Source organism: Bradyrhizobium sp. CIAT3101 (assembly GCF_029714945.1).
Taxonomy (GTDB): Bacteria; Pseudomonadota; Alphaproteobacteria; order Rhizobiales; family Xanthobacteraceae; genus Bradyrhizobium.
The window spans coordinates 3,548,083-3,573,934 of record NZ_CP121634.1 but is presented as its reverse complement, the minus strand read 5'-3'; the positions used below and the strand labels follow the sequence as shown (position 1 = coordinate 3,573,934).

29 protein-coding genes are annotated in these 25,852 nt (G+C 64.7%); 16 read left to right on the top strand and 13 right to left on the bottom strand.

Annotation, left to right across the window (positions count from 1 at the left end):
• Positions 1 to 60: 60 nt before the first annotated feature.
• On the top strand, positions 61 to 1,323 hold the full coding sequence (locus tag QA645_RS16755) for a serine hydrolase domain-containing protein (protein ID WP_283051588.1): 1,263 nt from the start codon (positions 61 to 63) through the stop codon (positions 1,321 to 1,323).
• On the opposite strand, the gene QA645_RS16750 is transcribed toward QA645_RS16755, so the two are convergent.
• Both QA645_RS16750 and QA645_RS16745 read right to left on the bottom strand, forming a co-directional pair.
• Positions 1,309 to 3,771 carry an EAL domain-containing protein gene (locus QA645_RS16750; protein WP_283051586.1) on the bottom strand — a complete coding sequence of 821 codons (2,463 nt, stop codon included), beginning with the start codon at positions 3,769 to 3,771 and terminating at the stop codon, positions 1,309 to 1,311. The genes QA645_RS16755 and QA645_RS16750 overlap by 15 nt on opposite strands.
• 191 nt (positions 3,772 to 3,962) lie before the next feature.
• Positions 3,963 to 4,823 carry a LysR family transcriptional regulator gene (locus tag QA645_RS16745; protein WP_283051584.1) on the bottom strand — a complete coding sequence of 287 codons (861 nt, stop codon included), beginning with the start codon at positions 4,821 to 4,823 and terminating at the stop codon, positions 3,963 to 3,965.
• A gap of 117 nt (positions 4,824 to 4,940) precedes the next feature.
• Here QA645_RS16745 and QA645_RS16740 point away from each other — a divergent pair, with 117 nt between their 5' ends.
• Positions 4,941 to 5,933, top strand: coding sequence for a zinc-dependent alcohol dehydrogenase family protein (locus QA645_RS16740; RefSeq protein WP_283051582.1), 993 nt, complete (start codon positions 4,941 to 4,943; stop codon positions 5,931 to 5,933).
• 65 nt (positions 5,934 to 5,998) lie between these two features.
• Here QA645_RS16740 and QA645_RS16735 read toward each other — a convergent pair whose 3' ends face one another.
• Positions 5,999 to 6,193 carry a hypothetical protein gene (locus tag QA645_RS16735; RefSeq protein WP_254132324.1) on the bottom strand — a complete coding sequence of 65 codons (195 nt, stop codon included), beginning with the start codon at positions 6,191 to 6,193 and terminating at the stop codon, positions 5,999 to 6,001.
• Positions 6,194 to 6,484: 291 nt separating this feature from the next.
• Positions 6,485 to 7,468: an aldo/keto reductase gene (locus tag QA645_RS16730; protein ID WP_283051580.1), complete on the bottom strand. Its 984-nt coding sequence runs from the start codon at positions 7,466 to 7,468 to the stop codon at positions 6,485 to 6,487.
• Between the two features lie 103 nt (positions 7,469 to 7,571).
• On the opposite strand from QA645_RS16730, the gene QA645_RS16725 reads away from it, so the two are divergent.
• Positions 7,572 to 8,465, top strand: a complete 894-nt coding sequence (locus QA645_RS16725) for a LysR family transcriptional regulator (RefSeq protein WP_283051579.1) — start codon at positions 7,572 to 7,574, stop codon at positions 8,463 to 8,465.
• A 74-nt stretch (positions 8,466 to 8,539) separates the two neighbouring features.
• Here QA645_RS16725 and QA645_RS16720 read toward each other — a convergent pair whose 3' ends face one another.
• A complete protein-coding gene (locus tag QA645_RS16720; RefSeq protein ID WP_254132327.1) occupies positions 8,540 to 9,616 on the bottom strand; it encodes a hypothetical protein in 1,077 nt (358 codons plus the stop codon).
• Positions 9,617 to 9,859: 243 nt separating this feature from the next.
• Between QA645_RS16720 and QA645_RS16715 the strand changes: the two genes are divergently transcribed.
• Complete coding sequence (locus QA645_RS16715) at positions 9,860 to 10,888, top strand: patatin-like phospholipase family protein (protein WP_283051578.1); 1,029 nt, start codon at positions 9,860 to 9,862, stop codon at positions 10,886 to 10,888.
• Positions 10,889 to 10,907: 19 nt separating this feature from the next.
• Here the strand turns inward: QA645_RS16715 and QA645_RS16710 are convergent, their stop codons facing one another.
• Positions 10,908 to 11,336, bottom strand: a complete 429-nt coding sequence (locus QA645_RS16710; protein ID WP_254132329.1) for a CBS domain-containing protein — start codon at positions 11,334 to 11,336, stop codon at positions 10,908 to 10,910.
• Positions 11,337 to 11,524: 188 nt separating this feature from the next.
• Positions 11,525 to 12,334 carry a rhomboid family intramembrane serine protease gene (locus QA645_RS16705; RefSeq protein WP_283051577.1) on the bottom strand — a complete coding sequence of 270 codons (810 nt, stop codon included), beginning with the start codon at positions 12,332 to 12,334 and terminating at the stop codon, positions 11,525 to 11,527.
• 452 nt (positions 12,335 to 12,786) lie between these two features.
• Here QA645_RS16705 and QA645_RS16700 point away from each other — a divergent pair, with 452 nt between their 5' ends.
• Positions 12,787 to 13,341, top strand: coding sequence for a PAS domain-containing protein (locus tag QA645_RS16700; protein WP_283051575.1), 555 nt, complete (start codon positions 12,787 to 12,789; stop codon positions 13,339 to 13,341).
• A 64-nt stretch (positions 13,342 to 13,405) separates the two neighbouring features.
• Entirely contained in the window at positions 13,406 to 13,834 is a 429-nt protein-coding gene (locus QA645_RS16695; RefSeq protein ID WP_283051573.1) for a cupin domain-containing protein, read from the top strand.
• Positions 13,835 to 13,894: 60 nt separating this feature from the next.
• Here QA645_RS16695 and QA645_RS16690 read toward each other — a convergent pair whose 3' ends face one another.
• Entirely contained in the window at positions 13,895 to 14,284 is a 390-nt protein-coding gene (locus QA645_RS16690; protein WP_283051571.1) for a hypothetical protein, read from the bottom strand.
• 143 nt (positions 14,285 to 14,427) lie between these two features.
• On the opposite strand from QA645_RS16690, the gene QA645_RS16685 reads away from it, so the two are divergent.
• The 3 genes from QA645_RS16685 to QA645_RS16675 all read left to right on the top strand — a co-directional run bounded on the left by QA645_RS16685 (position 14,428) and on the right by QA645_RS16675 (position 15,389).
• Positions 14,428 to 14,931, top strand: coding sequence for a GNAT family N-acetyltransferase (locus QA645_RS16685; RefSeq protein ID WP_283051569.1), 504 nt, complete (start codon positions 14,428 to 14,430; stop codon positions 14,929 to 14,931).
• Between the two features lie 126 nt (positions 14,932 to 15,057).
• Positions 15,058 to 15,264 carry a hypothetical protein gene (locus QA645_RS16680; RefSeq protein WP_283051566.1) on the top strand — a complete coding sequence of 69 codons (207 nt, stop codon included), beginning with the start codon at positions 15,058 to 15,060 and terminating at the stop codon, positions 15,262 to 15,264.
• Complete coding sequence (locus tag QA645_RS16675) at positions 15,261 to 15,389, top strand: hypothetical protein (protein WP_283051565.1); 129 nt, start codon at positions 15,261 to 15,263, stop codon at positions 15,387 to 15,389. The genes QA645_RS16680 and QA645_RS16675 overlap by 4 nt, the downstream gene beginning before the upstream one ends.
• 78 nt (positions 15,390 to 15,467) lie before the next feature.
• On the opposite strand, the gene QA645_RS16670 is transcribed toward QA645_RS16675, so the two are convergent.
• The gene (locus QA645_RS16670) at positions 15,468 to 17,477 is read right to left on the bottom strand and encodes a DEAD/DEAH box helicase (protein ID WP_283051563.1); all 2,010 of its coding nucleotides are present in this window, start codon (positions 17,475 to 17,477) and stop codon (positions 15,468 to 15,470) included.
• Between the two features lie 307 nt (positions 17,478 to 17,784).
• Here QA645_RS16670 and QA645_RS16665 point away from each other — a divergent pair, with 307 nt between their 5' ends.
• The 3 genes from QA645_RS16665 (at position 17,785) to QA645_RS16655 (ending at position 19,258) form a co-directional block, all read left to right on the top strand.
• On the top strand, positions 17,785 to 18,306 hold the full coding sequence (locus QA645_RS16665; RefSeq protein WP_283051561.1) for a hypothetical protein: 522 nt from the start codon (positions 17,785 to 17,787) through the stop codon (positions 18,304 to 18,306).
• A 115-nt stretch (positions 18,307 to 18,421) separates the two neighbouring features.
• Entirely contained in the window at positions 18,422 to 18,787 is a 366-nt protein-coding gene (locus QA645_RS16660) for a nuclear transport factor 2 family protein (protein ID WP_254132338.1), read from the top strand.
• A gap of 117 nt (positions 18,788 to 18,904) precedes the next feature.
• Positions 18,905 to 19,258, top strand: coding sequence for a cupin domain-containing protein (locus QA645_RS16655; protein ID WP_254132339.1), 354 nt, complete (start codon positions 18,905 to 18,907; stop codon positions 19,256 to 19,258).
• Between the two features lie 11 nt (positions 19,259 to 19,269).
• On the opposite strand, the gene QA645_RS16650 is transcribed toward QA645_RS16655, so the two are convergent.
• The 3 genes from QA645_RS16650 to QA645_RS16640 all read right to left on the bottom strand — a co-directional run bounded on the left by QA645_RS16650 (position 19,270) and on the right by QA645_RS16640 (position 21,555).
• On the bottom strand, positions 19,270 to 19,782 hold the full coding sequence (locus tag QA645_RS16650) for a hypothetical protein (RefSeq protein ID WP_254194305.1): 513 nt from the start codon (positions 19,780 to 19,782) through the stop codon (positions 19,270 to 19,272).
• 135 nt (positions 19,783 to 19,917) lie between these two features.
• Positions 19,918 to 20,400 (bottom strand): DUF5680 domain-containing protein, encoded by a 483-nt coding sequence (locus tag QA645_RS16645; RefSeq protein WP_283051560.1) that lies wholly within the window; start codon positions 20,398 to 20,400, stop codon positions 19,918 to 19,920.
• Positions 20,401 to 20,403: 3 nt separating this feature from the next.
• Positions 20,404 to 21,555, bottom strand: coding sequence for a zinc-binding dehydrogenase (locus tag QA645_RS16640; protein ID WP_283051557.1), 1,152 nt, complete (start codon positions 21,553 to 21,555; stop codon positions 20,404 to 20,406).
• Between the two features lie 109 nt (positions 21,556 to 21,664).
• On the opposite strand from QA645_RS16640, the gene QA645_RS16635 reads away from it, so the two are divergent.
• From QA645_RS16635 to QA645_RS16620, 4 genes are all read left to right on the top strand, one after another.
• Positions 21,665 to 22,144: a GNAT family N-acetyltransferase gene (locus QA645_RS16635; protein ID WP_283051555.1), complete on the top strand. Its 480-nt coding sequence runs from the start codon at positions 21,665 to 21,667 to the stop codon at positions 22,142 to 22,144.
• Between the two features lie 301 nt (positions 22,145 to 22,445).
• On the top strand, positions 22,446 to 23,642 hold the full coding sequence (locus tag QA645_RS16630; RefSeq protein WP_283053229.1) for an MFS transporter: 1,197 nt from the start codon (positions 22,446 to 22,448) through the stop codon (positions 23,640 to 23,642).
• 52 nt (positions 23,643 to 23,694) lie between these two features.
• On the top strand, positions 23,695 to 24,861 hold the full coding sequence (locus QA645_RS16625; protein ID WP_283051554.1) for an MFS transporter: 1,167 nt from the start codon (positions 23,695 to 23,697) through the stop codon (positions 24,859 to 24,861).
• A gap of 69 nt (positions 24,862 to 24,930) precedes the next feature.
• On the top strand, positions 24,931 to 25,542 hold the full coding sequence (locus tag QA645_RS16620; RefSeq protein WP_212331855.1) for a PilZ domain-containing protein: 612 nt from the start codon (positions 24,931 to 24,933) through the stop codon (positions 25,540 to 25,542).
• Here the strand turns inward: QA645_RS16620 and QA645_RS16615 are convergent.
• Positions 25,529 to 25,732, bottom strand: coding sequence for a hypothetical protein (locus QA645_RS16615; protein ID WP_283051551.1), 204 nt, complete (start codon positions 25,730 to 25,732; stop codon positions 25,529 to 25,531). The two genes, QA645_RS16620 and QA645_RS16615, sit on opposite strands and share 14 nt — an antisense overlap.
• Positions 25,733 to 25,852 lie beyond the last annotated feature (120 nt).

Here is a 25,852-nt window from a genome sequence, read left to right as displayed (position 1 = left end):
AAGTCTTGTTGACGCATCGGACGTCTTGCGGCTTTGTTCCCTGCTTGGGAGGAAGCCCGGATGAAGCGTCGTGAATTCTTGGTCGGAGCCGCGATGCTGGCCGGCTCGATGGCGAAAGGCCGCGCCGCCACCAACATCCCGGCGCCGTCGCCTGACGGACTCGACCGCATCACCGACTATTTTAACAACGAGGTGACGACCGGCCGGCTGCCGGGCGCCATCGTTCTGGTGCAGCAGCACGGCAAGGAGGTCTATCGCAAGACCTTCGGCGTACGCGACACCAGGACGGGCCTCGCGATGACGCCCGACACGATCTTCTCGATCCACTCGATGACCAAGCCGATCACGTGCCTTGGCGCGATGATGCTGATCGACGAAGGCAAGCTCGCGCTCACCGACCCCTTGTCGAAATACATTCCTCTCTTTGCCGACACCCAGGTCGGCATCGAGCCGGATGGCACCTCGAAACTCGGACTGGAGCCGCCGAACCGCCCCGTCAACATCGAGGATCTGCTGCGGCAGACCTCGGGTATCAGCTACGACTACATCGGTGCCCCCTGGGTCATGGAGGTCTATCAGGCCGCCAATATTTTCGAGGGCCCGTTCAACAACAGGCAATTCGCCGACCGCATCGCCAAGCTGCCGCTGACCCGTCAGCCCGGGACATTGTGGCGCTACGGCCATTCCACCGACGTGCTCGGCGCCGTCATCGAGATCATCTCGGGCCAGACGCTGTACCATTTCCTCAAGCAACGCATCCTCGATCCGCTCGGCATGACCAGCACCAAATTCGTGCTGACGACGCCGGAGGAGCGCACGCGGATGGCGCGGCCGCTGCCGAACGACCCGATCCTGCTTGCCGGCGAGCGGGACCGCCTCGCCCATCCCGAATGGGAATCCGGCGGTGGAGGCCTGCTCTCGACCATCACCGACTATCAGCGCTTCTCGCAGATGCTACTCAACGGCGGCGAGTTCGAGGGCAAGCGTTACCTCAGCCCGGCGACCTTCAAGGCGATGACGACCGACCACGTCGGTCCCGGCTCCGGCGTCGGCCGCGACTATTTCTATTTCCCCGGCGATGGTTTTGGCTATGGCTACGGCATCGGCGTACGCACCGATCCCGGCAACGCAAAGCCGCCGCCGGCAGGTTCGATCGGCGAATTGAAATGGGACAGCGGCAGCGGCACCTATTTCGGCGTCGATCCGAAGCTCGACATGGTCTACGTCCTGATGCAGCAGACCCAGAACGAGCGCGGCCGCATCACGCCTGCGTTCAAGGCCCTGGTCTACGATTGCTACCCCGACGAGTTACGCCGCCCGTGAGGCGCGCTGGCCGAAATCGGCCAGCAGCTTTGCGATGTCGGCAGCGGGCCGCGCCGCGCTGAACAGAAAACCCTGCACCTCGTTGCAGCCTTCGGCGCGCAGCCAGTCGAGCTGGTCCTCGGTCTCGACGCCTTCCGCGGTCGTGGTGATATTGAGGCTGCGCCCAAGGCCGGAGATCGCACGCACGATCGCGCCGCAATCGGGCCGCTGCGCCAGATCCTTCACGAAGGAGCGGTCGATCTTGATCTTGTCGAACGGGAAGCTGCGGAGATAGCTCAGGCTGGAATAGCCGGTGCCGAAATCATCCATGGAGATGCTCACGCCGAGCTCGCGCAATTGATGCAGGATCGCGAGATTGGCATCGGTCTCGGCCAGGAAGATCGACTCGGTGATTTCGAGCTCGAGCCGTTTCGGCGACAGGCCGGATTGCGCCAGCGCCGAGATCACGACCTGAACCAGGTTGCGGCTGCGGAATTGCGCCGGCGACAGATTGACCGCGACCTTGACGTCGGCTGGCCACTTCACCGCTTCGGCGCAGGCCTCGCGCAGCACCCACTCGCCGAGCTGGGTGATCAGGCCGATATCCTCCGCGACCGGAATGAACTCCGCCGGCGAGATCATGCCCTTGTCGGGATGACGCCAGCGCAGCAGCGACTCGAAGCCTGAGATGCGGTCGGAAGCTATCGACACCAGCGGCTGGTAGTGCAGCTCGAACTCGCCATTGGCGAACGCACGACGCAGGTCGAGCTCCATGTCGCGACGCTTCTGCGCCTGCAGATCCATCTCGCGCTCGAAGAAATGATGCACGCCGCCGCCGTCGGATTTCGCCCGATACAGCGCCATGTCGGCGTTGCGCATCAACTCCTCCGAGGTCACGCCGTCGCCCGGCGACAGCGCGATGCCGATGCTGGCGCCGATCACCATCTCCTGGCCATCGATGTCGTAGGGCGCTTTCAGCATGTCGATCAGCAGGGCCGCACAGGCGCTGGCCTCGTTCGGCGAGACCTCGGCCGCCAGGATCACGGCGAACTCGTCGCCGCCGAGCCTTGCTGCGAGGTTGACGCCGCGGACCACGGTGGAGAGGCGTTGGGCCACCTCCTTGAGCAGACGGTCGCCCGCCGGATGCCCGAAGGAGTCGTTGATGTTCTTGAACAGGTCGAGGTCGATATAGAGCACGCCGACACGCTTGCCTGCAGCCTGATCGAGTGCCTGCTTCAGGCGCTCCTGGAAATATTCGCGGTTCGGCAGATCGGTGAGCCCGTCATGGTGGGCCATATGCGCGATCCGTGCCTCGGCCTTGCGCCGTTCGGTGATGTCGACGACCGCGACCAGGTAGCCGTCGCGATCGTCGAAGGTGACGCGGCGGCCGAAGGTCAGCACCTCGATCTCGCTGCCGTCGGCGCGCAGATGCCGCCAGTTGCGCGAGGAATGATAGGTGTCGCCGATCCGCTCGAGCGCCTCGGCATGGCTGTCCCATTCGTCCTGCGGCCAGATCTCGGGCAACGTCATGCGCAGGAACGCAGCGCGGCTGTAGCCGTAATGCTGGACCGCGGCGTCGTTGACGCCAAGGAACTGCTTGGTGTCGGCGTCGAACACCCACATCGGCATCGGGTTGTTGTCGAACAGCAGGCGGAACGAGGCGTCGCGGCGCTTCAGCGCTGTGACATCGGAGATCGTCAGCGAGACCACGTCGGCGAAGGCCGTGGCGCTGAACCGGAGGTAGCGACCCTCGTGCTCGATCTCGAGCTGCTCGCCGCGGCCACCGGAGACGGCCTTGAGCAGAAAATGCATGATCTCCGGCGAAGCCAGCAGCGTGCTGCCCTCGCCGATCCGCCGCCAGAGCAGGCTTCCGCTCGCGACCTTCAGCAGCAGGCCCGCGCTCTTGTTGTGGTGCACGACCTGCAGATCGAACGGCGCGCCGTTGGCGTCGCGCAGGGTCGCCAGCGACACCACCGCGTCATCGGTCGACGAGAAGATCGCGTCGAGCAGATTATATTGCGCGCCGCGTTCGTTGACGTAGGCGCCGACCAGCGTCGCGCCCCAGCGCGAGGCCGTCGGCAATGCCAGCACATCGTAGGTCCGGACCATGCCGTCGCGCACGCAATGGGCGGCGGCCTGGTGCGGCTGTCCGTTCTTGAGCGCGCTTGCCACCGCTTCCGACAACGCGGTGGCGCAGTCCGGCGACAACTCGGCGACCGGAATGTCCCAGCGCTCCTCGCCGAGCCATTTCTGCACGTAGCGTCCGCTGCGCGAGAGTTCGAGCGCGCCATCACCCTTGAGCAGCGCGATATGGTCGGCCAGCCGTCCGAGGCTGCCGAGCATCACGTCCTCATAACGCGGCAGCCGGTCACCCGGCTTCAACGCGGCACGCCATTTGCGCTGAAGCACCGGGATGTCGTCAAACATTTCGGTGACCGGTTTGCCCGGTATCTTCTTCGCGGCACTCATTGCAGTCCCCAACGCACTTTCCCACCGCATCCAATGCAAGCCCGCTTAATGGCATGTAAAAAGGTCGCAGCCGCGGTTCCATTTTAGCGATTATGACAGTTTTAAGTCGCGCCTTGGTTAGTGCGCGTTAGAGACTATGACGGTCGCTTAAAATGCGATGCGTCGCCACGTCGTCATTGCTTCGTCCGAGGCTACGGCCGCGCGTCTGCCATCTTCTCGATCACCAGATCCAGCAACGTCCGCAAACGCGCCAAACGCCTGAGATCGCGGTGATAGCCGACATAGGTGTCGCGACCGGGCGGGCTGGCGCCGATGTCGAGCGCGACCAGGCGGCGATCGCGATCACCAAGTGGACGTGGCAGCACCGCAAGGCCGCCACCGCCGGCGCAGAGCTCGGCCTGCGCCTGGCGGTTGTTGCTGCGCGAGGCGATCTCCGCCTTCGGCAGCGTGCGCTTCAGCCAGACCGCGTCGGGCATATCGGAAAATTCGGCGTTCATGGTCACGATGCGGACGCCGCTGCCGTCACCGGCACGCGGCGGCTTGCTGCCCTTCTTACCGTAGAGCCCGTAGGGAATGTGGAGCAGTTTCCTGGAAATGACCTCGGGCTCATCGAAAGGCTTGATGCGAAACACCAGATCGGCTTCGCGCCGCGGCAGGCTGTAGAGCCGCGCATCGGTGAGGAGCTCGACGACCACCTTGGGATGGCGTTTGCCGAAGGCCGCGATCACCGGCGACAGCATCACCGTGCCGAACCAGTCCGACGAGGACAGGCGCAAAGTCCCGTCGAGCTGCGTCTCCGTGCCCGTCGCCTGCCGTTGAAGCGCGATCGCCTCCTCCTCGATCCGCTCGGCATGCGCCAGCACGGCCGTGCCTTCATCGGTGAGGACAAAGCCGTCGGCGGTGCGCTGGAACAGCGTCTGCCCGAGCGCCTGTTCGAGCGCACGCAACCGCCGCCCCATGGTCGGCTGGGTCTGGCCGATTTTTCGCGCGGCAGCCCCGAGCGTGCCCTCGCGGGCAATCGCCAGGAAGATGCGCAGATCGCCCCACTCCATCGAAGTCCCCCGATCAAAACCTGGTCATTCAAAAATGCACGATCATCGTACATCCTTGTTCGTTCCCATGCAAAAAATCATGGGCATATTGGAGGGCGACAACGGAGCAAGACGATCATGACGAGACAATCGACAATGCGCGCAGGCGTGCTGGAGACCCATAACGCGCCCTTGCGCATCTCCAACATCTCAACGCCCGAGATCGGCCCCCGCGAGGTGCTGGTGCGGGTGCGCGCAAGCGGGGTCAATCCGCTCGACACCAAGATCCATGCGGGCGCCGCCGCCCATTCCCGCCATCCGCTGCCCGCGATCCCCGGTATCGATCTCGCCGGCATTGTCGAGCAGGCCGGCCGCGAGGTCTCGCGGTTCAAGGCTGGCGACGAAGTCTATGGCATGACCGGCGGGGTCGGCGGCGTGCAGGGGTCGCTGGCCGAATTCGCCGCAGTCGATGCCGACCTGCTGGCGCTCAAGCCGGCCAATATCAGCATGCGCGAGGCCGCCGCGCTCCCCCTGATCTTCATCACGGCGTGGGAAGGCCTGATCGACCGCGCAGGCCTCAAGGCCGGACAGAAGGTCCTGATCCATGGCGGCGCAGGCGGCGTCGGCCATGTCGCGATCCAGATCGCGCGTGCGTTCGGCGCGGAGGTGTTCGCGACCGGCTCGGCATCCCAGCGCGCGACGATCGAAAGCTTTGGCGCTGCATTCATCGACCGCGACACCACGGTTGAGACCTACGTCGGCGAACACACCGGCGGCCGCGGCTTCGACATCGTCTACGATACCGTCGGCGGCAAGGTGCTCGATGCGTCCTTTGCGGCGGTGCGCCGCTTCGGTCATGTCGTGAGCGCGCTCGGCTGGGGCACGCATGCGCTGGCGCCGCTGTCGTTCCGCGCCGCCACCTATTCCGGCGTGTTCACGCTGCTGCCGCTGCTCTCCGGCGAAGGCCGCGCGCATCACGGGGAGATCATGGCGGAAGCCACGCGGCTCGCCGAGGCCGGCAAGCTGGTGCCGCTGCTCGATGCCAGGCGCTTCACCATGGAGAGCGTTGGTGAGGCCTATGCGCTGATCCGGGACCATGCCGCCAAGGGCAAGCTGGTGGTCGATATCTGAGGGCGCGAGCTCTTGTAGCCCGGATGCAGCGAAGCGAAATCCGGGCAACCAAGCTTCACGCGCCCCTAATCCTCGCTCGACGCCGTGAAGCGGTTGCGCAAATGGGCCTGCGACAACAGGAAGAACAGCGCGCGCTCTCCATAATATTTGGCGGACGGCCGCGAACGTTCGAAGCCGTCGGCAAATATCTTGCCGGACTGGTCGCAGACCTGCCACCGCCAACCGAACCGTTTGCGTCTGGTGAGGATCACTTCGAACATGCCGACGAGTTTGCCCCTGCTCCTTGCCGGTCGCGCAAGCCCACAAGGCTGCGCCGGCCTCCCCCATTGGACGGATGCCCGACATATAACCCAGCAGGAAGGAAAGCGAATTAAATTGATTATCGGAAATACGTATCCTGCACCGGTATGACGAAGTCGCAACGCGCCTGGAATAAGCCGGTGCCGCCGGTGTTTTTAATGCCTTCGCGGCGGAGCTTGGTAGCGCTTACAGCGATACACAGGGGAGAAATGTCCGGTAAGCGAACGCTCACCGGGCATTCACAACAAATGTTAGCGGCCGACCCGCGCCTGAAGATGTGCGGGGTAACGGTCGCCTTGCACCGTCACATTGGCCAGCTCCCCCAGAATCGCAGCGAGATCCGCAGTCGTCAGTGTCACCGCAGCCGCGCCGAGATTTTCCGCGAGCCGGTGCAGCTTGGTGGTGCCGGGTATCGGCACGATCCAGGGCTTCTGTGCGAGCAGCCAGGCCAGCGCGATCTGTGCAGGAGTCACATTTCGCGCTGCGGCGAGCTCGCCGAGCAGATCGACCAGCGCCTGATTAGCTTTGCGTGCGCTCAATGAGAAGCGCGGCACGATATTGCGGAAATCGCTGCTGTCGAACGCCGTGCTCTCGTTGATCGCGCCGGTCAGAAAGCCCTTGCCGAGCGGGCTGAACGGAACGAAGCCGATGCCGAGCTCCTCCAGCGTCGACAAGATCTCCTGCTCCGGCTCACGCCACCACAGCGAATACTCGCTTTGCAGCGCGGTGACGGGCTGCACCGCGTGGGCACGACGGATGCTCGAGGCGCCCGCCTCGGACAGGCCGAAATGCAGCACCTTGCCCTCGCGGATCAAATCCTTGACCGCGCCGGCGGTATCCTCGATCGGCACCGCGGGATCGACGCGATGCTGATAGAACAAGTCGATGCGGTCGGTCCTGAGCCGCTTCAACGCAGCCTCCGCCACCGCCTTGACGTTGGCGGGAGAGCTGTCGAGCCCGGCGCCGACCTTGCCGCCTTTGAAGCCGAACTTGGTTGCGATCACCACCCTGTCGCGGACCGGCGCTAGCGCCTCGCCGACCAGTTCCTCGTTGACGAAGGGGCCATAGGCCTCGGCGGTGTCGAAGAACGTCACGCCGCGTTCGAACGCCGTCCGGATCAGTGTGATTGCTTGTGACGTCTCGGTCGCGGGGCCGTAGCCGTAACTCAGTCCCATGCAGCCGAGGCCGAGGGCCGAGACCTCGAGACCACTCTTGCCCAGTTTGCGCGTCTGCATTGCTGCTCTCCTCTAGAGATCAATTTCGGCAGCAAATTTAGGCCGCGCGCGGGCCTGCGATTAGGTGATAAAATCGGCATGTACTCATGATCTGGACTCATGAATGGCCCGCACCAACACCAACGATCTGCTCGCCTTTCTCGCCGTCGCGCGCGAACGCAGCTTTACCCGCGCAGCCGCCCAGCTCGGCGTGTCGCAATCGGCGCTCAGCCACACCGTGCGCGCGCTAGAGGAGCGGCTGGGCTTGAGGCTTCTCACCCGCACCACCCGCAGCGTCGCGCCAACGGAGGCCGGCGAACGGCTGCTCCGAACCATCGGGCCGCGCTTCGACGAGATTGATGCCGAACTGTCAGCGCTCACCGCGTTGCGCGCCACACCTGCCGGCACGGTCCGCATCACCACGGGCGAACACGCGGCGCAGACGATCCTGTGGCCGGCGCTGGCAAAACTCTTGCCGCGCTATCCCGACGTCAAGGTCGAGCTCGTCGTCGACTATGGCCTCACCGACATCGTCGCCGAGCGTTACGACGCCGGCGTCCGTCTGGGCGAGCAGGTCGCCAGGGACATGATCGCGGTGCGGATCGGGCCGGAGATGCGGATGGCCGTGGTCGGCGCGCCCGCCTATTTCGCCGCGCGCGGCAGGCCGAAGCGGCCGCAGGATCTCACCGAGCACAATTGCATCAACCTGCGCCTGCCGACCTATGGCGGGATCTATGCCTGGGAGTTCGAGAAGCGCGGCCGCGTCATCAAGGTACGCGTCGACGGCCAGCTCGTGTTCAATACCGGCCTGCTCAGGATGAATGCCGTGCTGGCGGGGCTCGGCCTCGCCTACATCCCGGAAGATCTCGTCAAGCGCGAGATCGCCGACGGCCGGCTGGTCCGCGTGCTCGCCGACTGGTGCGCGCCGTTCGCCGGCTATCACCTGTATTACCCCAGCCGGCGGCAGCCGACGCCGGCGTTTGCGGTGCTGGTGGAGGCGCTGAGATACCGGAAGTGAGGGAGCACGCTCTCGTGCCCCGGACGCAGCGGAGCGTCACTTCGTGCCGCGCCGCGTCCGGGACACGAGCAAGGTTAGCGCGCGACGACTTCGACTTCGCCGTCGACGCCGTTGACGACGTTGAAACCGCGCTCGTAGACCTTGCCCTCGTTCTTGGCGATGGCGCGGTACTCGCCTTCGGAGAGCACGACGCGCGGGAAGGCGCCGATCGATTCCTTGATGACGTCGCCACCCGGCGTCAGCACCGACCAGGCGGTGTTGGCGAGCGCCTCGCCACCCTTGTCGCTGACGAGCTTGAGCGTGATCACGGCGGCGCGGTGGGTGATGGTGACGTCGGTCAGCTTGCCGGCCTGGACGCGGATGTCCGAGCGCACCACCGAGTTGGCGTCGCCATAGTTGGAGATGATGTAGTAGGTGCCCTCCGGCAGCAGCACCACGTCGCCGGCGGCGACGTTCGGCACCAGCGAGGCACGCTCGCCGGACTCGAACTGGCTGCCCTTGTAGATCGCGAACGAGATCTGGTTCAGCGGAATGCGGCTGGTGCCGACGCGGCCCTCGATGCGCAGGCCGCCGGCCGGCAGCACGAAGGATTCGCGATCCGTCTCTGCCTTCAGGCTGACGGTTCGCACCGCGCTGACGAGGCCGAAGGCGACGTGCACGACATAATTGCCCGGCGGCAGCACGATGTTGGGCGTCGCACTGCGATCCTCGCGGATCAGCTTGAAGGTGCCGTTCTCGTCGGGACGATCGGCGAACACCCGCCACACCAGGCCGCTGCTGATCGCCGGCGTGTCCTTGCCGTATTTGGCGCTCAGCGACAGCACGGCCTGTCCGGGCGCGGCGGCATTGAGGGGGGCTGCCGGCGGAACGCTCGTCACCGCGGGCGGCGGCATGCTGGGCGTATTCGGCTGTGTCAGGGTCGGCGGCAGGCTCGGCGGGGGACCGGCGCCTGGACCCGAGGGCGGCGCCAGGCTGACGGCCCCACCGGGATCGGGCACCGACGCCGGAGGCACCGGCGGCGGCCGATCCGAGAAAAGCTGCGCTTGGGCGGCAGTCTGGCCGAGAACGACAAGGCACGCGGCAAGGACAAGCGCCGGCAGCAGCCTGCCGCCGCGCCGCCATCCGATGATGCCGTCACCCCCGAGAGTCATGCTCTCTGCTTTTCACCGAAAACGCGGCAAATTCAAGCCTCTGAAACCCCAAGAACTACGGCCTCAAGGCATTCTTTGGAACCCGGTTGACGCCTGCGTGATTACATCAGAGGCAACCGGCCCCCGCCACACTCCTGCCCCCTGCGTCCCAAACGCTATAAACCAAGCTTTGCCGTCTTTCTGGCGAAGCGGAAGCGCGGCGCCTACTCTGGAGTGAGGACGGCCCGGAGTAGGAGAGTTTCGGTGCTGGAAATCTTGAGAGGTCGCGGCGTGAACGGCGCGAACGGAGAAAAAGTCGGCCTCGGCAGCATCCGCCGGCCCGTCATTGGCCTGGCGCTGGGCGGCGGCGCGGCGCGCGGTTTTGCCCATATCGGTATCATGAGGACGCTGCTGGCCAACGGCATCGTACCCGATGTCGTGGTCGGCACCTCGATCGGCGCGGTGGTCGGCGGCCTCCATGCGGCCGGCCGCCTCGATACGCTCGAAGAGTGGGGTCGCAGCCTGCAAGGCATGCGCAACATCCTCGGCTATCTCGACATCCGCCTCGACGGCTCCGGCCTGATCGGCGGCGAGAAGCTCGCCATCCGACTTGAGAAGGCGGTCGGCCAAACCCTGATCGAAGACCTTCCGGTCAAGTTCGCGAGCGTCGCGACCGAGGTCCGCACCGGCCACGAGATCTGGCTGACTCGGGGACGCCTGGTCGAGGCGATGCGCGCCTCCTATGCGCTGCCCGGCATCTTCTCGCCGGTGATGATCGGCGACCGATGGCTGGTCGACGGCGCGCTGGTGAACCCGGTGCCGGTTTCGGCGGCGCGGGCGCTCGGCGCCGAAATCGTCATCGCCGTCAATCTGTCCACCGACGTCTTCACCCATTCGACGACGATCTATCAGCACGGTGCGGTGCCCGCGCCGGTCGCCCAAGTGACCGAGGAGGCCCCGGCCAAACGGCGCTTTCCGCGCTTCTTCTCGGCGGAGAAAACCGTCAAGCGCGAGTTCTTCGGCAGCGCCGGACGTCCCGGCATCTCCTCGGTGATGATCGACGCCTTCAACATCATGCAGGACCGCATCACCCGCGCGCGGCTTGCCGGCGATCCGCCCGATCTCCTGATCACGCCACGGGTCGGTCAGTTCGGCTGGTTCGACTTCCATCGTGCCGAGGAGCTGATCGCGCACGGCACCCGCGCCGCCGAACGCGCGCTGGAGTCGATCCAGGAGACGATCGACGTGCTGGCGCCGGCGCCCGAAGGCACCGCGCCCAAAGCGATCGAGTAAGCCCGGCGCGTAAGCCCGCTCAGGCCGTCTTGATGTAGTCGCGCAGGGCTTCCTGCTCGGACTCGTATTCCTGGACCCGGCGCTTGACGATGTCGCCGATCGAGATCAGCCCGACCACCTTGCCGTTTTCGACGACGGGCAGATGGCGGAACTTGCCGGTGGTCATCATCTCCATGAGTTCGGCAACCGTGTCGGTCTCCTTGCAGGTGACGACCTTGCGGGTCATGACCTGAGACACCGGCTCCTCCAGCACACCCGCACCGCGCTCGCCAAGCACGCGGACGATATCGCGCTCCGACAGGATGCCCTCGAGCCGGCTCTGGTTCATCACCAGCACCGCGCCGATCTTCTTCTCGGCAAGCAGCTTGACCGCGGCAGCCAGCGTCGCGTCGGGCTCGACGCTCATGATCTGGTGGCCCTTGGTATTGAGAATGGAACGTATTGTCATTGTCGCCTCCCTGAATCGAATCCGTCCGCTTGGCGCGGTTTGGACTTGTTCGCGAGTCTTCAACTAACAGTTTCGGCGCCGGTTTCACGTTCAGGCACTTTGCGAAGCGCAGCTTCTATGAGCTTGCTGCTTCGGAACATTCTTCCAGCGAATGATGGATGAATTCGGGCCGCGCCGCAAGCGCCGCGTCAAATACCGTCCGAAATGTCCTGTGATGACGCATCCGCAGCATCATCGTTTCGCACGCGCGGCACGGGATCGAACAGCGCGAACAGCAACAGCCCTGCGAAGAAGCCACCGATATGCGCTTCCCAAGCGACACCCGCGCTGTCGCTTTCGACACCGATGGCGCCGACGCCGAAGACGATGTTCATCACGAACCAAACGCTCAGGAAACCGACGATCCGCCGGTCGCGCAGTGCCTGCAACAGCGGCAGCGCCGGAACCTTGGCGGCGGTATCGGCGTCCGAACGGCTGAACGACAGGAAGCTGCCGCGCACAAAGGCGAACCGGATCGCCGCCGCCATCGCGCCCGACACAGAGGCCGAGGCGCCGATCATCGGCACCACCGCGTGCTCATGGGTGACGAGATGGGCGAGCGCGCCGGCAGCCGCCGTCACCGAAAGGAACACGAAGAAGCGCACCGCGCCAAAGCGCCGCGCCAGCGCACTGCCGAACGGCAGCAGCCACAGCACGTTGAAGGCGAGATGGGTGAGATTGGCATGCAGCAGCGAATAGGTGACGAAGGTCCACACCTTGGCACCGGCGCCGCCCTCGAATTGCAAATTGACCAGCGAGGAATCGTAGCGCTTCGGGATGAAGCCGAACACGTCGATGGTCCAGTTCTCCAGCTCCGGCGGCAGCAACACCCGCAGATGGATCACCGCCAGCAGGACGACATAGGCCGTCAGCGGCCACGGCAGCGTCAGGATCGGCTCGCGCGGGGCCTCTTCGGCGACGACCGGCTGGTCTGACGGTGGTTCTAGCGGGGAATCCAAGGCGGTTCGCTTTCAGGCGCGATCGAAGCAAGAACTTGGAGATAGTCGCCTTTACCGGCCTTGCGCAAGTGCACAAAAGGAAAAGGCAGGGCCCTGGGAAAGCCCTGCCTGTCCGTGTCGATCTTCCTGACACTGCAGAGGAACAAGGCGTATCCCCACCCCTCCCCGCGGCCAGTGACCAAACTGTTTGACGCCCGTGTACAGGCCTCGCCGAGAACCTGGATGAAAGCGGCGAAGCTTGCGACCGCGATGACCTTAGCAGCCGCGCGGCCGAGCGAAAGCGCATAGTTAATTTAACGTTAACGACGCAAAGACGGCCCGCACGAGGCCAAAAACGCTCCCACGGCATGGACGCTGCAATTCCCCTCCTGCACAACAACACAGGGATCTCAGGTGCACTGAAGCGGGACAGATTTGTCCCATGAGGTTGCGCCGAGGGGTGAGCGTCAGTCATGAAACATCCATCGAGCCGCGCGTTCTTCGCGTATTGGGACAAGAAGCGCGGCGGCGCGCGAGCGCCTGACCGGGCCGATATCGATCCCGCCGCCGTGCGCGAATTGCTCGGCGACATCTTCGTCCTGTCCTGCGAGCCAAAGCTCGGCTTCCCCTTCCGCGTTGCCGGCACCCGCGTCTGTGCGCTCGCAGGCTGCGATCTCAAGGACCAGAGCTTTGCGGCGATGTTCACCGAGGCCAGCCGCCGCGAGATCGAGGAAATCACCACCATCGTCGCCGACGAGACGTTAGGTGCCATCGCCGGTCTCACGGCTACGCGCGAGGACGGCAGCAAGGCCCATCTCGAGCTGCTGCTGCTACCTTTCAACGCGCGCCCGCACACGCCGGTCAGCGTCACCGGCGTGCTCGCGCCGTTCGACGACGAATGCGGCGCGCTCGGCCCGTTCACCGTCACCTCCTGGCGCTATCTGCACCAGCCGGAGAAATTGTTGCCGCGCGCCATTCGAAAATTGCAGGTTGCACGCGGGCTGATGGTGTATGAGGGGCTGCGGTAGCTTTCGTTTCGACGCGAGCGAACGCCGCACCTTCGATGCAGCCCCTCACCTGGACGAAACAACTATGTCCGACATCATCAATTTCGGCGCGCTCGCGCTCCGCTTCCTGCACAGCAAGGATGACACCGGCGGCAGCGTCGACATCTTCGAAATGACGTTGCAACCGAATGCGCGGATGCCGATCCCGCATTATCACGACCGCTGGGACGAAACGATCTACGGGCTGTCCGGCGTCTCGACCTGGACGATCGACGGCAAGCAGAACAACCTTGCCCCCGGAGAATCGGTCTTCATCAAGCGCGGCATCGTGCACGGCTTTACCAACCGCTCCACGGAGCCGGCGACTTGCCTGTGCATCTTGAGCCCCGGGGTGTTGGGCCCGCAATATTTTAAGGAGATGGCCGCGCTGCTGTCGGCCGGCGCGCCACCCGATCCCACAAGGATGAAAGAGACGATGCTGCGCTACGGTCTGGTGCCGGCACCGCCTGCGTAAAACCCGCGATGCGAGGACAGGCTGCATGGTACAACCCGCCCCGCGCGTCTTCGAGATCGCTTACGGCATCGCCAGATGCCAGGCGCCGTTCAGGAAGCCGTCGCCGGTGACATCACCGGGCTTGGTGTCCTTGGCGAAGGTGTAGAGCGGCTTGCCCTTGTGGGCCCACTGCTTGGAGCCATCGTCGCGGGTGATGATGGTATAGCCGTCGCCGGCGGCGTCGCTGGCCTCGGCCTTCAGCGCCGGCCAGTTTGTCGCACACGGGCCGTTGCAGGCCGACTTGCCGTCCATGTCCTTGTCGAAGGTATAGAGCGACATGCCCTTGGCGTCGGTGAGCACGTTGCCCTTGTCGGTCTTGCCGGTCTTGGTCGGCGGCGCCGCGAAGGCGGCCGAGGTCATCGCGAGCGTTGCGGCGAGCGTGAGCGCGAAGCGGATCGAGGATGTCGTCATGGTCTCTCCTGTCATGCAATTGGCTTGCACGAGGTAGGACGCCGCGCGACAACTCATATTCCTGAGACGGCAGCAAAGATATTTTTGGCTGCGCACATCAGCGCGGCGGAATAAATCGCGATGGTTGATACGGAACAAGCAAGATGAGCAAGCCGCACTGGCGCCGCGCGCACGCCGGCGACCTCGCCGCGATCAGCGCGATCGCAGCGCGCATTCATCCCGATCTCTCCGAGCGCCCGGACGTGTTCGCGGAAAAGATGCGGCTTTATCCGGATGGCTGTTGCGTGCTCGCTGCAGGCGACGAGATCGCAGGCTACGGCCTCGCGCATCCCTGGATGCGGCAACAGATTCCACCGCTCGACGGATTCCTCGAGCGATTGCCCGATGCTGCAGACTGTCTCTATGTGCACGATGTCGCCGTGCTGCCCGACTTCCGCGGCGGCACGACGCGCGCTTATGTCGCGGAGATCGAACAGCTCGCGCGATCATCAGGCATCACGACGCTTGCGCTGGTCTCGGTCTACACCACGCGACCGCTGTGGGAGCATCTCGGCTTCCGAGGCGTCGTGCCGGATGCGGCGCTGCGCGACAAACTCTCGTCCTACGGCGCGGGCGCGACCTACATGCTACGCGAGCTCGCCCAATAGCCGCCCTCTCCGCGCAGTCGGCCTCACGCGGGCGTGAAGCCGATCCCCGAACCGATTTCCACCAGCCGTCGTCGAAGACCTGTGCGAGCCGTTCCGGTCTCGCCGAACAGAGGCTGGAGAACTCCCATGAAACTCACATTGCCTGGCGTGGCGTTGATTGCACTCGCGGCGACGACCGCGTTCACCGCAACCAGCGCCAACGCGCTGCAGCTCCGCACCTATCGCTGCGACGTTCCCTTCTTCGAAAGCTGCGGCGTCATCAACCTCCAACCGCAGCCCCCCGCACCGCCCCCATCACCCGCCGCAACCGCGATACGTCGCCGACCTACATGAAGCAGATCGATTCGCGTTACAGCTCCGCGATGAATAACGCCGGCGGAGGTGGCGGGGGCGGTGGTGGCGGCGGCGGTGGCGGTGGCGGCGGTGGTGGTGGTGGTGGTGGCGGCGGAGGTCGCTGAGCTCACACTTTGCTTTTCAGATGATGTCGCCGGTGCAACCCGGCGGCATCATCGCTGTCTGCGCTGACGGTCGGCCGCTCAGCCGCGGTGCTTCTTCTTGTTCTTCTTCCCGGCAGCACCCGGCCATTCGGTGACGGACGGCGCATATTTGGCGTCACCCGATTTGTTTCCGAATTTCTTGTTCTTCTTCCCAAACGCCGGCTTGCCGAATTGGTCGCCGTCGTGAGGCTTACCGTGGGGCTTGGCCTGCGGCTTACCCTGGTGCCTGGCTTCCGGCTTTCCGCGCGGCCTGTCGTGAGGCTTCGGCCCCTTCGCATTCCAGGGATCGTCACTGCGGCGGACAACATGATCGTCGTCCCCTTCATCGCGCTGCGGAGCGCGTGAGCGCTTCTCCGCAGGCGCCTGCTCTTGCGGCGCGCCCGTCATCGGCTCGATGCGGATGCTGTCTTCCTTGTCCGGACGCTTGACCTTGGCGGCGAAGGACTCGGCGACACGCTCGGAGATCTCGAACTCGGTGGTGGTGTCCGAGATCTTGATCGCGCCGATGTCGCGCTTGTCGATGCCGCCACGGCGGCAGATCATCGGCAACAGCCAGCGCGCTTCTGCATTCTTGCGGCGGCCGATGGCGGCGCGGAACCAGACCGTGGGCTCCGCCATCACATGCTTTTTCCCCGATTTGGCGCGAGGCCTCTCGGACCGGTCGTCGTCACGCGGCCTTCGATCGTCGCGCGATGTGCGATCGTCACGATGACGCTCGTCGCGCGGCCGGCTGCTTCGCTCACCGGGATCGATGATGTCTTCAGGCGACGGCAGTCGCGCCCGATAGAGCCGCGCCAGCGCTGCGGCGATATCCTCGGCCGACCGCTCGGCCAGCAGGGCCTTCGCGAGCTCGAGATCATCGGCGGTCGTCTCCTCGGTGAACAAGACGTCCTTCATGCGCTCATGATCGAGCTTGCGGATCTCATCCGCCTGCGGCGCCGTACCCCAGACCGCGTCGGTGCCCGAGAGATTGAGCAGCAGCTCGGCGCGACGCCGTCGCGCAGGCGGCACCAGGAGGACGCTTGTCCCCTTGCGGCCCGCGCGCCCGGTTCGGCCGGAGCGATGCTGCATCACCTCGGGGTCGTTCGGCAGGTCGGCATGAATGACGAGGTCGAGGCTCGGCAGATCGATGCCGCGAGCGGCAACGTCGGTCGCGACGCAAACGCGGGCGCGCCCGTCCCGGAGCGACTGGAGCGCCAGAGTGCGCTCGTTCTGCGTCAACTCGCCTGACAGAGCGACCACGGAGAAACCGCGCTCCAGCAGCGCCGCCTGCAAGTGCCTGACGGCATCGCGCGTGTTGCAGAACACCAGCGCGCTCGGCGCCTCGTAGAAGCGCAGCACGTTGACGGCCGCATGCTCGACATCGCCGGGAGCGACGCGGATGGCGCGATACTCGATGTCGGCGTGACCGCCTTCGTCGCCGGCGACCTCGATCCGGAACGCGTCCTGCTGATACTGTTTTGCCAGTGCCACGATGCCGCGCGGGAACGTCGCCGAGAACAGCAGCGTGCGGCGCGTCTCCGGCGTGGTCTCGAGGATGAACTCCATGTCCTCGCGAAAGCCGAGATTGAGCATCTCGTCGGCCTCGTCGAGAACGACGACCTTCAATTCGGAGATGTCGAGCCGGCCGCGACGCAAATGATCGCACAGGCGGCCGGGCGTGCCGACGACGATATGGGCGCCCGCGGCTAGCTCGCGCTGCTCGCGGCGCGGGTCCATGCCGCCGACGCAGGAGACGACGCGCGCGCGCGCTTGCGCATAGAGCCATGTCAGCTCGCGCTGGACCTGCAAGGCGAGCTCGCGCGTCGGCGCGACGATCAAAGCCAGGGGTGCTCCCGCCTGCTCGAACTGCTCGGCACCATCGAGCAAATCCTTGGCCATGGCCAAACCGTAAGCGACGGTCTTGCCCGAGCCGGTCTGGGCCGACACCAGGAGGTCGCGGTCAACCGCATCTTCGCCGAGCACGGCGAGCTGAACGGGGGTCGGGGAATCGTAATTGCGCTCAGCCAAGGCACGGGCGAGCGGCGGGGTCAGGGCCGGAAAGGACACGGAATGGAAAACCTTGGTTGGTCCGGGGGCGCGGAACGGAAAGCCGAGGGGCCCGACGCTGCAGTCACTGCAGAAGGCCCGGTCACACCCATGATGATTTTGATTTGGAGGCTCTTTACGCCAGAAGCGGCCAAATCACCATGGCTTTGATGCATGGCATTGGCGACAGGGTGAACAAGGCCGGGATGCTCAACCCCGCACTTTTGGCGCGCTTTGGCCCCTTCAGCGCGCTTTTGGGCCGGAACGGCGGACTTTTGCGGTCATCTCGCCTAGATTGCGCGCGGTCGGGCGTACCAGGGATGCATGAATGACCTCGGCGGGCGAACGTCAGTGCGGCGACTGCACGCTCTGCTGCAAGGTCATGGCGATCGAGGCGCTTGCCAAGCCGGCCGGCAACTGGTGCGCGCACTGCAAGCCCGGCCGCGGTTGCGCGATCTACGCCGACCGGCCTGCCGAATGTAAGGAATTCGCCTGCCTCTGGCTCGTCAACGAGCTCCTCGACGAGCGCTGGAAGCCGAGCCGCTCGAAGCTGGTCGTGACCACGTCGGACGACGGCGTCGAGATCCGCTGCGACCCGGGCTCTCCCAACGCCTGGCGCAAGGAGCCTTACGCCACCGATATCCGCACCTGGGCCGTCGAAGGCGAGCACAACGACATGACGGTGCTCGTGATCATCGGCCAGCGCATGATTTTGGTCACGCCGGAGCACGAGTTCGATCTCGGCATTGTGGGGCCGGACCAACGTATCGTCCGTGAGCTGGAGGGCACGAAAGTGGTGGGCGTAACGGTAAGCGACGTGACAACCGCGTGCAGCCACGACCAGGACTAAATGCTGTGGCCGAGTGAGCATCCTTCGGTCGACACCGAACCATCAGATCGGCCCATTGCGCTAGGCTCCGGACAATCGCGGTAATCGATGCGAGCATGCGAAGAGGTGAACACAGATGCCCGACAACAAGACAGCCGAGGCCGCTTTGGCGGATCTCAATCGCAACTATGTCCGCGCCGTTGACGAGGCCGATGTCGCCTGGTTCGACGCCAATCTCGCCGTTGACTTTCGCAACACCAACCCGGACGGCACACTGATCGACCGGTCGGCATTCCTGGTGCAGATCGGCCGCGGCTCGACGGTACGCGACATTCGCGAGCACGACGTGATCATCCGCGTGCTCGGCGACTTTGCCATCATTCACGCGCGCACCAGCTATCGTAAGCCGGACGGCAGCGAAGGTGCAGGCCGGTACACGGACGATTGGCAGTTCCGGGACGGACGTTGGCAGTGCGTCTCTGCTCACGTGTCACGCGCATGAACGAGAGGACCGCGGCCGATGCCCGTCGCTCCGCCGCTGTCACGCGGATGGATGCCGGGCTTGCCGTATCGGTCATCCGATCCCAAATCGGGGCTCACGAGACTCATGGGGTGAAATATGGCCGACAGCATATCGCTTGCCGACAAGCTCGCGACCTTTCAAGATTTCTGGTCGCCGCGCACGGTCACGACCTTCAACGATTGCGACGTGATGGTGGTGAAGGTGAAGGGAGAGTTCACCTGGCACAAGCACGACGACACCGACGATTTCTTTCTCGTGCTGAAGGGCACGCTCGACATCGAGTTGCGGGACCGCACCGTGACGCTCGGACCGGGCGAGCTCTATGTGGTGCCCAAGGGTGTCGAACACCGCCCGGTGGCCCGCGAGGAGGTTCACCTGATGCTCATTGAGCCCTCGGGCACGCCGAACACAGGCGACAAGGCCACCGCTGCAGCGCGCAAGCTCGCGTAGCAAGTGCGGTGCTAATCCCTTGAGGCCACCAGCCTGCTGACACCGCCGGCCAGCCTTGCCTTGGTCCGCACCACAAAATCTTTTGCCGCACGGCTCAAGGCGCGGATGGCGCGCCAGGCCTCGGTCGCCTGCAGCCATGCCTTCATCTCGGAAAACTTCCCGTAGACCCAGGCGAACGCCGGAATCCGCATCAGCTTATCGCGCGTGAGGTGGAACAGGCGCTCGACCAGCACGAGCTTGAGCAACTCGCAACCGATGAACGCCGCTACGCCGCTCAGGAACTGCCCGGTCGCGACGAGGTACGCCGCCACCGGCTTGATCGGCTCCAGGATGATCACGGGCACGGAGAACAGCGCGAGCGACGGATAAGGCGGCAGCGACTTGATCCAGGCGCGCAGCCGCTTGAATTCGAAATGCCGCGAAAGCCAGCGCGAGATCGGCCGCGCCACGGCCATGAACACCGCATCCACCAGGAAGTAGATGGCAGCCAGGATGTAGGTGATGGGCTTCAGGATTCGCTTCACAATAACTCTCCCGCGAACTGAAAGCCGGAACCTTGGCCTAAGTTTCACCGCGACGTGAATAAGTCGCGGATTCCCTGTGGAACTTTTGGGGCAGTTGCCCTGCCCTGATTTAGATCTCGGCGTGGATCTCCAGATTCATCGCAACAAGCCGCCACTATACCGCAGTTCGTAAAGCGATGCGCCATCATGCCGCGCGATCGTCTCGATGCCATGGAAGCGATCGAGCGCGCCCTCGGCCTCGTTGCGATAGATCATGCCCGCCTGCTCAAACCGGCGCGGTCCTCGAACGGGCTCCTCGACGCTGACGCCTAGCAGCGCCTGGCGCAGGAATTTGTAGACGGCGAGAAAACTGTCCCGCTCCTTGATCTCTGCGCCCACGCCTCCGCTGTAGCTCATCGACCAGATGACGCGATCGTCGCGCGACACGGTTTCCTGCCCAACGAAAAATCCCATCCCGAAATAGATATCGCGATAAGCGTAAGGCGGCGCACGGTGCTCGAGCTGCTTTGAGCCGGCGAGCAGCGGCGCGGCCACGGTCGCGTCGTCATCGAGGCCTGCATAGGTGCGCCGCTTGGCCTCGACCAGGAACGCCGCGAGATCGGGCGGAATGGACGACATCGTCTACTCCACCAAGTCCGGCCACGGCACGATGGTCGACTTCACCGTCTTCATCGCCATCGCGTCCTCCACGGCTTGCGAGACGCCCTCCTCCGTGAACGGATAGATCGTCTGCATCTTCAGCCAGGGATATTTGTCGCGGGTGCGATAGAGCATGTCGACGCCGAGCGGGAGATCATTACCGGTGAAGCCCCAGGATCCCAGCACGTTGAGGTCCTTGGTGCAGATGCGGTGCCAGGATGTCTCGATCGAGCCGGCGTCGGTGAACTGGCCCATCTCGACATAGGTGCCGCCGTCGCGCAGCATCTCGATGCCCTCGGGCCCCGCGGTCGGGTGGCCCGAGCAATCCATCACCAGATCAGCACCAAAGCCGCCGACGATCTCGCGCACGCGCGCGATGCGCTCCTGCGGTGATTTGATCTCCTCGATATTGACCGTCGCTTCCGCACCGAACTCGCGCGCCAGCTTGAGGCGCGGCTCTTCCGGCGCGCCGACGCAGATGACGCGCCCTGCTCCCATCTCGCGTGCCGCCGCGACCGCCAAAATGCCGATCGGGCCGGAGCCCTGGATCACCACCGTGTCGGCCCAGGTGAAGCCACCGGCGCGGGTCGCACGGTTGAAGGCGCGGATGCAGGAGGTCAGCGGCTCCGACAGCGCGCCAAGGCGCAGCGACATGTCGTCGGGCAGCTTGTAAATCTTGGTGCCCGGCAGCATGTCGAGATCGACATAGACATATTCAGCCCAGCCGCCCCACATGTGCGGCGCCTTGTCGAAGCCGAGATAGCGCCCGTAATAAACCGGCGTCAGGCATTTGTTGGCGGTCTGCGGATAGTGGATACAGTAGTAGCATTTGCCGCAGGGCATCAGCGGCGGGATCATCACCTTCGATCCGACCTTGAGCAGCTTGCTCATGAAATCCTCGGTGAACTCGTCACCGCATTCGACGATGACGCCGCCGATCTCATGGCCAAGCGTGAACGGCCAGGGCAGCGGCTTCGGCCAGTGGCCTTTCAGGATATGCAAATCCGTGCCGCAGACGCCGCACGCGCCGATCTTGATCAGCGCACCCTTGCGGCCGACCTTCGGCCACGGCACGGTCTTGATCACGGGCTCCGAGCCCGGTCCGGCGTGGGTGCAGACGCGGATCTGTTCCATGGCTGTTTCCTCGGGGCCCGTCTGTTATGATTGATGGGTGCGGGCGTGGGGCGAAGCGTATGTGAGATGCGCGGTCGTGCCAAGGTGCGATAGTTCGGGGACAACGCCGATGCTGCGTGATTATCGCGACGACGATGCCGAAGCGATCATACGCGTCGCGCTCGCCGCATTCGCCGAGTTCGAGCAGCACTATTCCGACTGGCCGTTGTTCAACAGCCATGTCGCAAAAATGCCGACGCTCGCGAGAACCGGCGAGATCATCGTCGCCGAACATGACGGCCAGATCGTCGGCGCCGTGGCCTATGTCGGCCCGAAGGCGCCGAAGCCGGCCTTCTTCGAGCCGGCCTGGCCGATCATCCGCATGCTGGTGGTCGACCCCGCTGCACGCGGCAAGGGCATCGGCCGGCAGCTGACGGAAGAATGCCTGCGCCGCGCGGAGCGCGACCAGTCGGGTGTTATCGCGCTGCATACGACGCCGATCATGACGGTCGCACTGCCGATGTATCTGCGGATGGGATTTGTCTGGGTTCGGGAGGCGCCGGATATTTTGGGCGTGCCCTATGGGGTGTATGTGAAGTCGCTTGCGTAGTCTCCTGGCTACATCGCCGCGACAAACTCCGCCGTCATCCTGAGGTGCTCGTCTTGCGAAGCAAGGCGAGCCTCGAAGGATGGGCCGCGAGCGCTTGCGGCTCATCCTTCGAGGCTCGCTTCGCTCGCACCTCAGGATGACGGCGGTGTGTGTGGCGACAGTGCATGGCAGATGCCTGAGCACATCCAAGTGTCTTGAGCGCCCGCCGTCGAACGTGTAAGGCCCGAGCAGTCCCCACCCAGGTGCCCGTTTGAACCCTCTCCCCCAAAATCCCGTGGCCTCGTCCGGCTCGTTCGCGGCGATGAAGTCCGTGCCGTATCGGCTCCAGTTCATCGCTTACGTGCTGGCGATGATGGCGGACAATATCGAGCATGTGATCAGCTATTGGGTGGTGTTCCAGAAATTCCACTCGCCGACGCTGGGCGGTTTTGCGGTGCTGTCGCACTGGTTGCCGTTCCTGCTGTTCTCGGTCGTGGTCGGCGGGCTCGCCGACCGGTTCGATCCGCGCCGCATCATCCAGTGCGGCATGCTGCTGTTCATCGTGGCCTCGGCCGGCTGGGGCTTCTTCTTCATCACCGACACCATCCAGATGTGGCACGCGATGCTGCTGCTGGTGATCCATGGTTGCGCCGGCGTGCTGTGGCAAACGCCGAACCAGCTGCTGCTCTACGATCTCGTGGGTCCTGCCGACCTTCCGAGCGCGGTGCGGCTGAACGCGATGGCACGCTATCTCGGCATTCTGGTCGGGCCTGCGGTGGGCGGGCTCATCATGCTGACGCTCGGCACCTCGCACGGCATCATCTTCAACACGCTGTTCTATCTGCCGATGCTGCTGTGGCTGTTCTGGGCACCGGTACGCGACAGCAGCGTGGCCGTGCGGCGCTTCGCCGTGCGCGGCTTTGCTGACATCCTACTGACAATGCGCGCCATCGGCACCCAGCCGGTGCTGACCGCCATGACATGGCTCGCCGGCCTTACCTCCTTCATGATCGGCAACGCCTATCACGCGCAGATGCCGGGCTTTGCCGGCGATCTCGGCCATGGCGATCCCGGCGTCTCCTACAGCGTGCTGCTCGCGGCCGATGCCGCCGGCGCGCTGCTCGCCGGCATCGCGCTGGAATCCTGGGGACGGTTGAAAGGCACGCCGCGCACCGCGATCCTGCTGGCAACGCTGTGGAGCGTCGCGCTGCTCGGCTTCGCCGCGGTGCGGATCTATCCGGTCGCGATCGCGCTGCTGTTCTTTGCCGGCTTCTTCGAGCTATCGTTCAACACCATGGCGCAGGCGCTGGTGCAGTTGAATGCGCCGGCCGATATCCGCGGCCGCGTCGTCGGCCTCTATAATATGGCGGGACTTGGCATGAGGGCGTTCAGCGGCATCACCGTCGGCGTCTTTGGTGCCGCGATCGGCATTCACTGGTCACTGGGACTATCGGCCGCAGTGCTGCTGATGCTGCTGCTGTTGCTGTATCAGCGCGCGGCGAGGAAGACTGTCGGTTGACTCTCGCCCCTCCCCACCGCACGCTCGATCAGCGGGCTGGGGAGATCAGGCATTGCGCAATCGCTGGACCATTCTTGCGATCCTGTTCGTCGTTCGCCTCACCATCGCGTTCCAGTTCCAGAGCGTGGCCGCCGTCGCGCCGCTGCTCAACAAGACATTCGGTGTCGGGCTCGCCGACATCGGCATCCTGATCGGGCTCTATTTCACGCCTGGCGTCGTGCTGGCGCTGCCCGGCGGCGCGATCGGCCGCACCCTCGGCGACAAACCGACCACGATCGCCGCGCTGCTGCTGATGACGGCCGGCAGCCTGGTGATGGCCACCACCGAGATCTGGGGCCTGCAGATGGCAGGCCGGCTGATCTCCGGCGCCGGTGGTGTGCTGCTGACGGTGCAGCTCACCAAGATGGGCACCGACTGGTTCGCGGGGAAGGAGATCGCCACCGCAATGGCGATCTTCGTCAACTCCTGGCCGGCGGGCGTTGCGATCTCGCTGCTGGTGCTGCCGGCGATCGGCACCGCCTATGGCGCGGGCGCCGTATTCGCCGCGACGGGCGCGCTGAGCGCGATCGGTGTTGCGCTGATCATGTTCTATCAGCCGCCACCGGGCGCAACGGTCAGCGCCGCCGGCTCTGCCCGTCTCGATCCGCTCGCGCTGCTCGCGGTGATCGTCGCCGGCCTGATCTGGGGCCTCTTTAATGTCGGCTTCGCCATGATCTTCTCGTTCGGCCCTGCCTTGCTCGCCGAGCGCGGCTGGAGCATCGCCGCGGCAGGCTCGGCGATCAGCGTCGTGATGTGGCTGTCGGTGGTTTCGGTGCCGGCCGGCGGATACCTGGCCGATCGTTTCAAGCACCCCTTTATATTGGTGATCACCGCCAGCCTCCTGGTGGCCGCCCTGCTGGCCTGGTTGAGCCGGTCCGACGCCGTCATCACGATCCTGGTCCTGATCGGCCTGATCGGCGGCCATCCGGCCGGCCCGATCATGAGCCTGGCCGCCCGCGTGCTCGTGCCGGAGACCCGGGCGATCGGGATGGGCGTGTTTTACACCCTCTTCTATGCCGCGATGATGCTGGGGCCGGCGGTGGCCGGGCGGCTGGCCAAATCGGCGGGGACGGCGGCGGTCGCGCTCGACCTCGGCGCGCTGACGGTATTGGCCTGCCCGCCCTTGATGTGGCTTTTCGAACGCATTGTGTCGGTGCGTATCCGTCGCGCCAAATCATAACGCGGCATTAACCCTATGCACCTTAGGGTCGTGCCGGACTCCGCCCGGGCGGGGGGTCGGGTAGTGAAAATGGCGTTGGCGAACAAAAAATTTCTTCCGGCCGCCGAGGAACGTCGGCGTTTCCAGCGGGTGAAGGTGCACCTGCTCGGCCGTTACATGCTGCCGGATCGCCGTGAATTCCCCTGCCAGGTGATCAACATGTCGCCCGGCGGGCTGGCGCTGCTGGCGCCCGGCATCGGCAATGTCGGCGACCGCGTGGTCGCCTATCTCGACCATATCGGCCGCGTCGAAGGCAAGATCACCCGGATCATCGACAACGGCTTTGCCATGACGGTCGGCGCGACGCCGCGCAAGCGCGACAAGCTCGCCGCCCAACTGACCTGGCTCGCCAACCGCGACATTCTCAACCTGCCGGAAGATCGCCGCCACGACCGTATCGTGCCGCGCAACCCGATCGCGGTGCTGACGCTCGAGGACGGCACCAAGATGACCTGCCGCATCATCGACCTCTCGCTGTCCGGCGCGGCCATCGCCGCCGAGAACCGCCCGCCGCTGAAATCGACGGTGATGCTCGGCCGGGTCCAGGGCCGCGTGGTCCGAAACCTCGAAGACGGCTTCGCGCTGGAGTTCCTGCACTCGCAGCCGATCGAGACACTCGAAGAGAGCGTTACCGCGCGGTAAAGCGAGAGCTTGCCAAAACCCCTGTTTTCCAGGCCTCAAAGGCGGCTTCCGTGATCCGGACGCCGCCTTTTTCACGCGCGGCGGAGGCATTTTGCGCGTTAACGCGCAGCCCGTTTGCGCGCTGAAACATCGGTTCCGCCAGCGTTTCCGCGTTAATCCCTACAATTTGAATCAATTGCAGTCGTCTCAAATTTTACTCGAATTTTCTTCAAGTATAGATCGAATTCACCGCGGTTTTTACTAGCATTCGTCTCGACTTGACTTGGTCGACTTAGCGGCAACTCAAAAGCTCCATGCGAAATGTGGTCCC

Excerpts from the sequence above, each read along its gene's own strand:
- QA645_RS16755 (WP_283051588.1), top strand. The coding sequence starts at position 61 with ATGAAGCGTCGTGAATTCTTGGTCGGAGCCGCGATGCTGGCCGGCTCG.
- QA645_RS16750 (WP_283051586.1), bottom strand. The coding sequence starts at position 3,771 with ATGAGTGCCGCGAAGAAGATACCGGGCAAACCGGTCACCGAAATGTTT.
- QA645_RS16745 (WP_283051584.1), bottom strand. The coding sequence starts at position 4,823 with ATGGAGTGGGGCGATCTGCGCATCTTCCTGGCGATTGCCCGCGAGGGC.
- QA645_RS16740 (WP_283051582.1), top strand. The coding sequence starts at position 4,941 with ATGACGAGACAATCGACAATGCGCGCAGGCGTGCTGGAGACCCATAAC.
- QA645_RS16735 (WP_254132324.1), bottom strand. The coding sequence starts at position 6,193 with ATGTTCGAAGTGATCCTCACCAGACGCAAACGGTTCGGTTGGCGGTGG.
- QA645_RS16730 (WP_283051580.1), bottom strand. The coding sequence starts at position 7,468 with ATGCAGACGCGCAAACTGGGCAAGAGTGGTCTCGAGGTCTCGGCCCTC.
- QA645_RS16725 (WP_283051579.1), top strand. The coding sequence starts at position 7,572 with ATGGCCCGCACCAACACCAACGATCTGCTCGCCTTTCTCGCCGTCGCG.
- QA645_RS16720 (WP_254132327.1), bottom strand. The coding sequence starts at position 9,616 with ATGACTCTCGGGGGTGACGGCATCATCGGATGGCGGCGCGGCGGCAGG.
- QA645_RS16710 (WP_254132329.1), bottom strand. The coding sequence starts at position 11,336 with ATGACAATACGTTCCATTCTCAATACCAAGGGCCACCAGATCATGAGC.
- QA645_RS16700 (WP_283051575.1), top strand. The coding sequence starts at position 12,787 with ATGAAACATCCATCGAGCCGCGCGTTCTTCGCGTATTGGGACAAGAAG.
- QA645_RS16695 (WP_283051573.1), top strand. The coding sequence starts at position 13,406 with ATGTCCGACATCATCAATTTCGGCGCGCTCGCGCTCCGCTTCCTGCAC.
- QA645_RS16690 (WP_283051571.1), bottom strand. The coding sequence starts at position 14,284 with ATGACGACATCCTCGATCCGCTTCGCGCTCACGCTCGCCGCAACGCTC.
- QA645_RS16685 (WP_283051569.1), top strand. The coding sequence starts at position 14,428 with ATGAGCAAGCCGCACTGGCGCCGCGCGCACGCCGGCGACCTCGCCGCG.
- QA645_RS16680 (WP_283051566.1), top strand. The coding sequence starts at position 15,058 with ATGAAACTCACATTGCCTGGCGTGGCGTTGATTGCACTCGCGGCGACG.
- QA645_RS16675 (WP_283051565.1), top strand. The coding sequence starts at position 15,261 with ATGAAGCAGATCGATTCGCGTTACAGCTCCGCGATGAATAACGCCGGC.
- QA645_RS16665 (WP_283051561.1), top strand. The coding sequence starts at position 17,785 with ATGACCTCGGCGGGCGAACGTCAGTGCGGCGACTGCACGCTCTGCTGC.
- QA645_RS16660 (WP_254132338.1), top strand. The coding sequence starts at position 18,422 with ATGCCCGACAACAAGACAGCCGAGGCCGCTTTGGCGGATCTCAATCGC.
- QA645_RS16655 (WP_254132339.1), top strand. The coding sequence starts at position 18,905 with ATGGCCGACAGCATATCGCTTGCCGACAAGCTCGCGACCTTTCAAGAT.
- QA645_RS16645 (WP_283051560.1), bottom strand. The coding sequence starts at position 20,400 with ATGTCGTCCATTCCGCCCGATCTCGCGGCGTTCCTGGTCGAGGCCAAG.
- QA645_RS16640 (WP_283051557.1), bottom strand. The coding sequence starts at position 21,555 with ATGGAACAGATCCGCGTCTGCACCCACGCCGGACCGGGCTCGGAGCCC.
- QA645_RS16635 (WP_283051555.1), top strand. The coding sequence starts at position 21,665 with ATGCTGCGTGATTATCGCGACGACGATGCCGAAGCGATCATACGCGTC.
- QA645_RS16630 (WP_283053229.1), top strand. The coding sequence starts at position 22,446 with ATGAAGTCCGTGCCGTATCGGCTCCAGTTCATCGCTTACGTGCTGGCG.
- QA645_RS16620 (WP_212331855.1), top strand. The coding sequence starts at position 24,931 with ATGGCGTTGGCGAACAAAAAATTTCTTCCGGCCGCCGAGGAACGTCGG.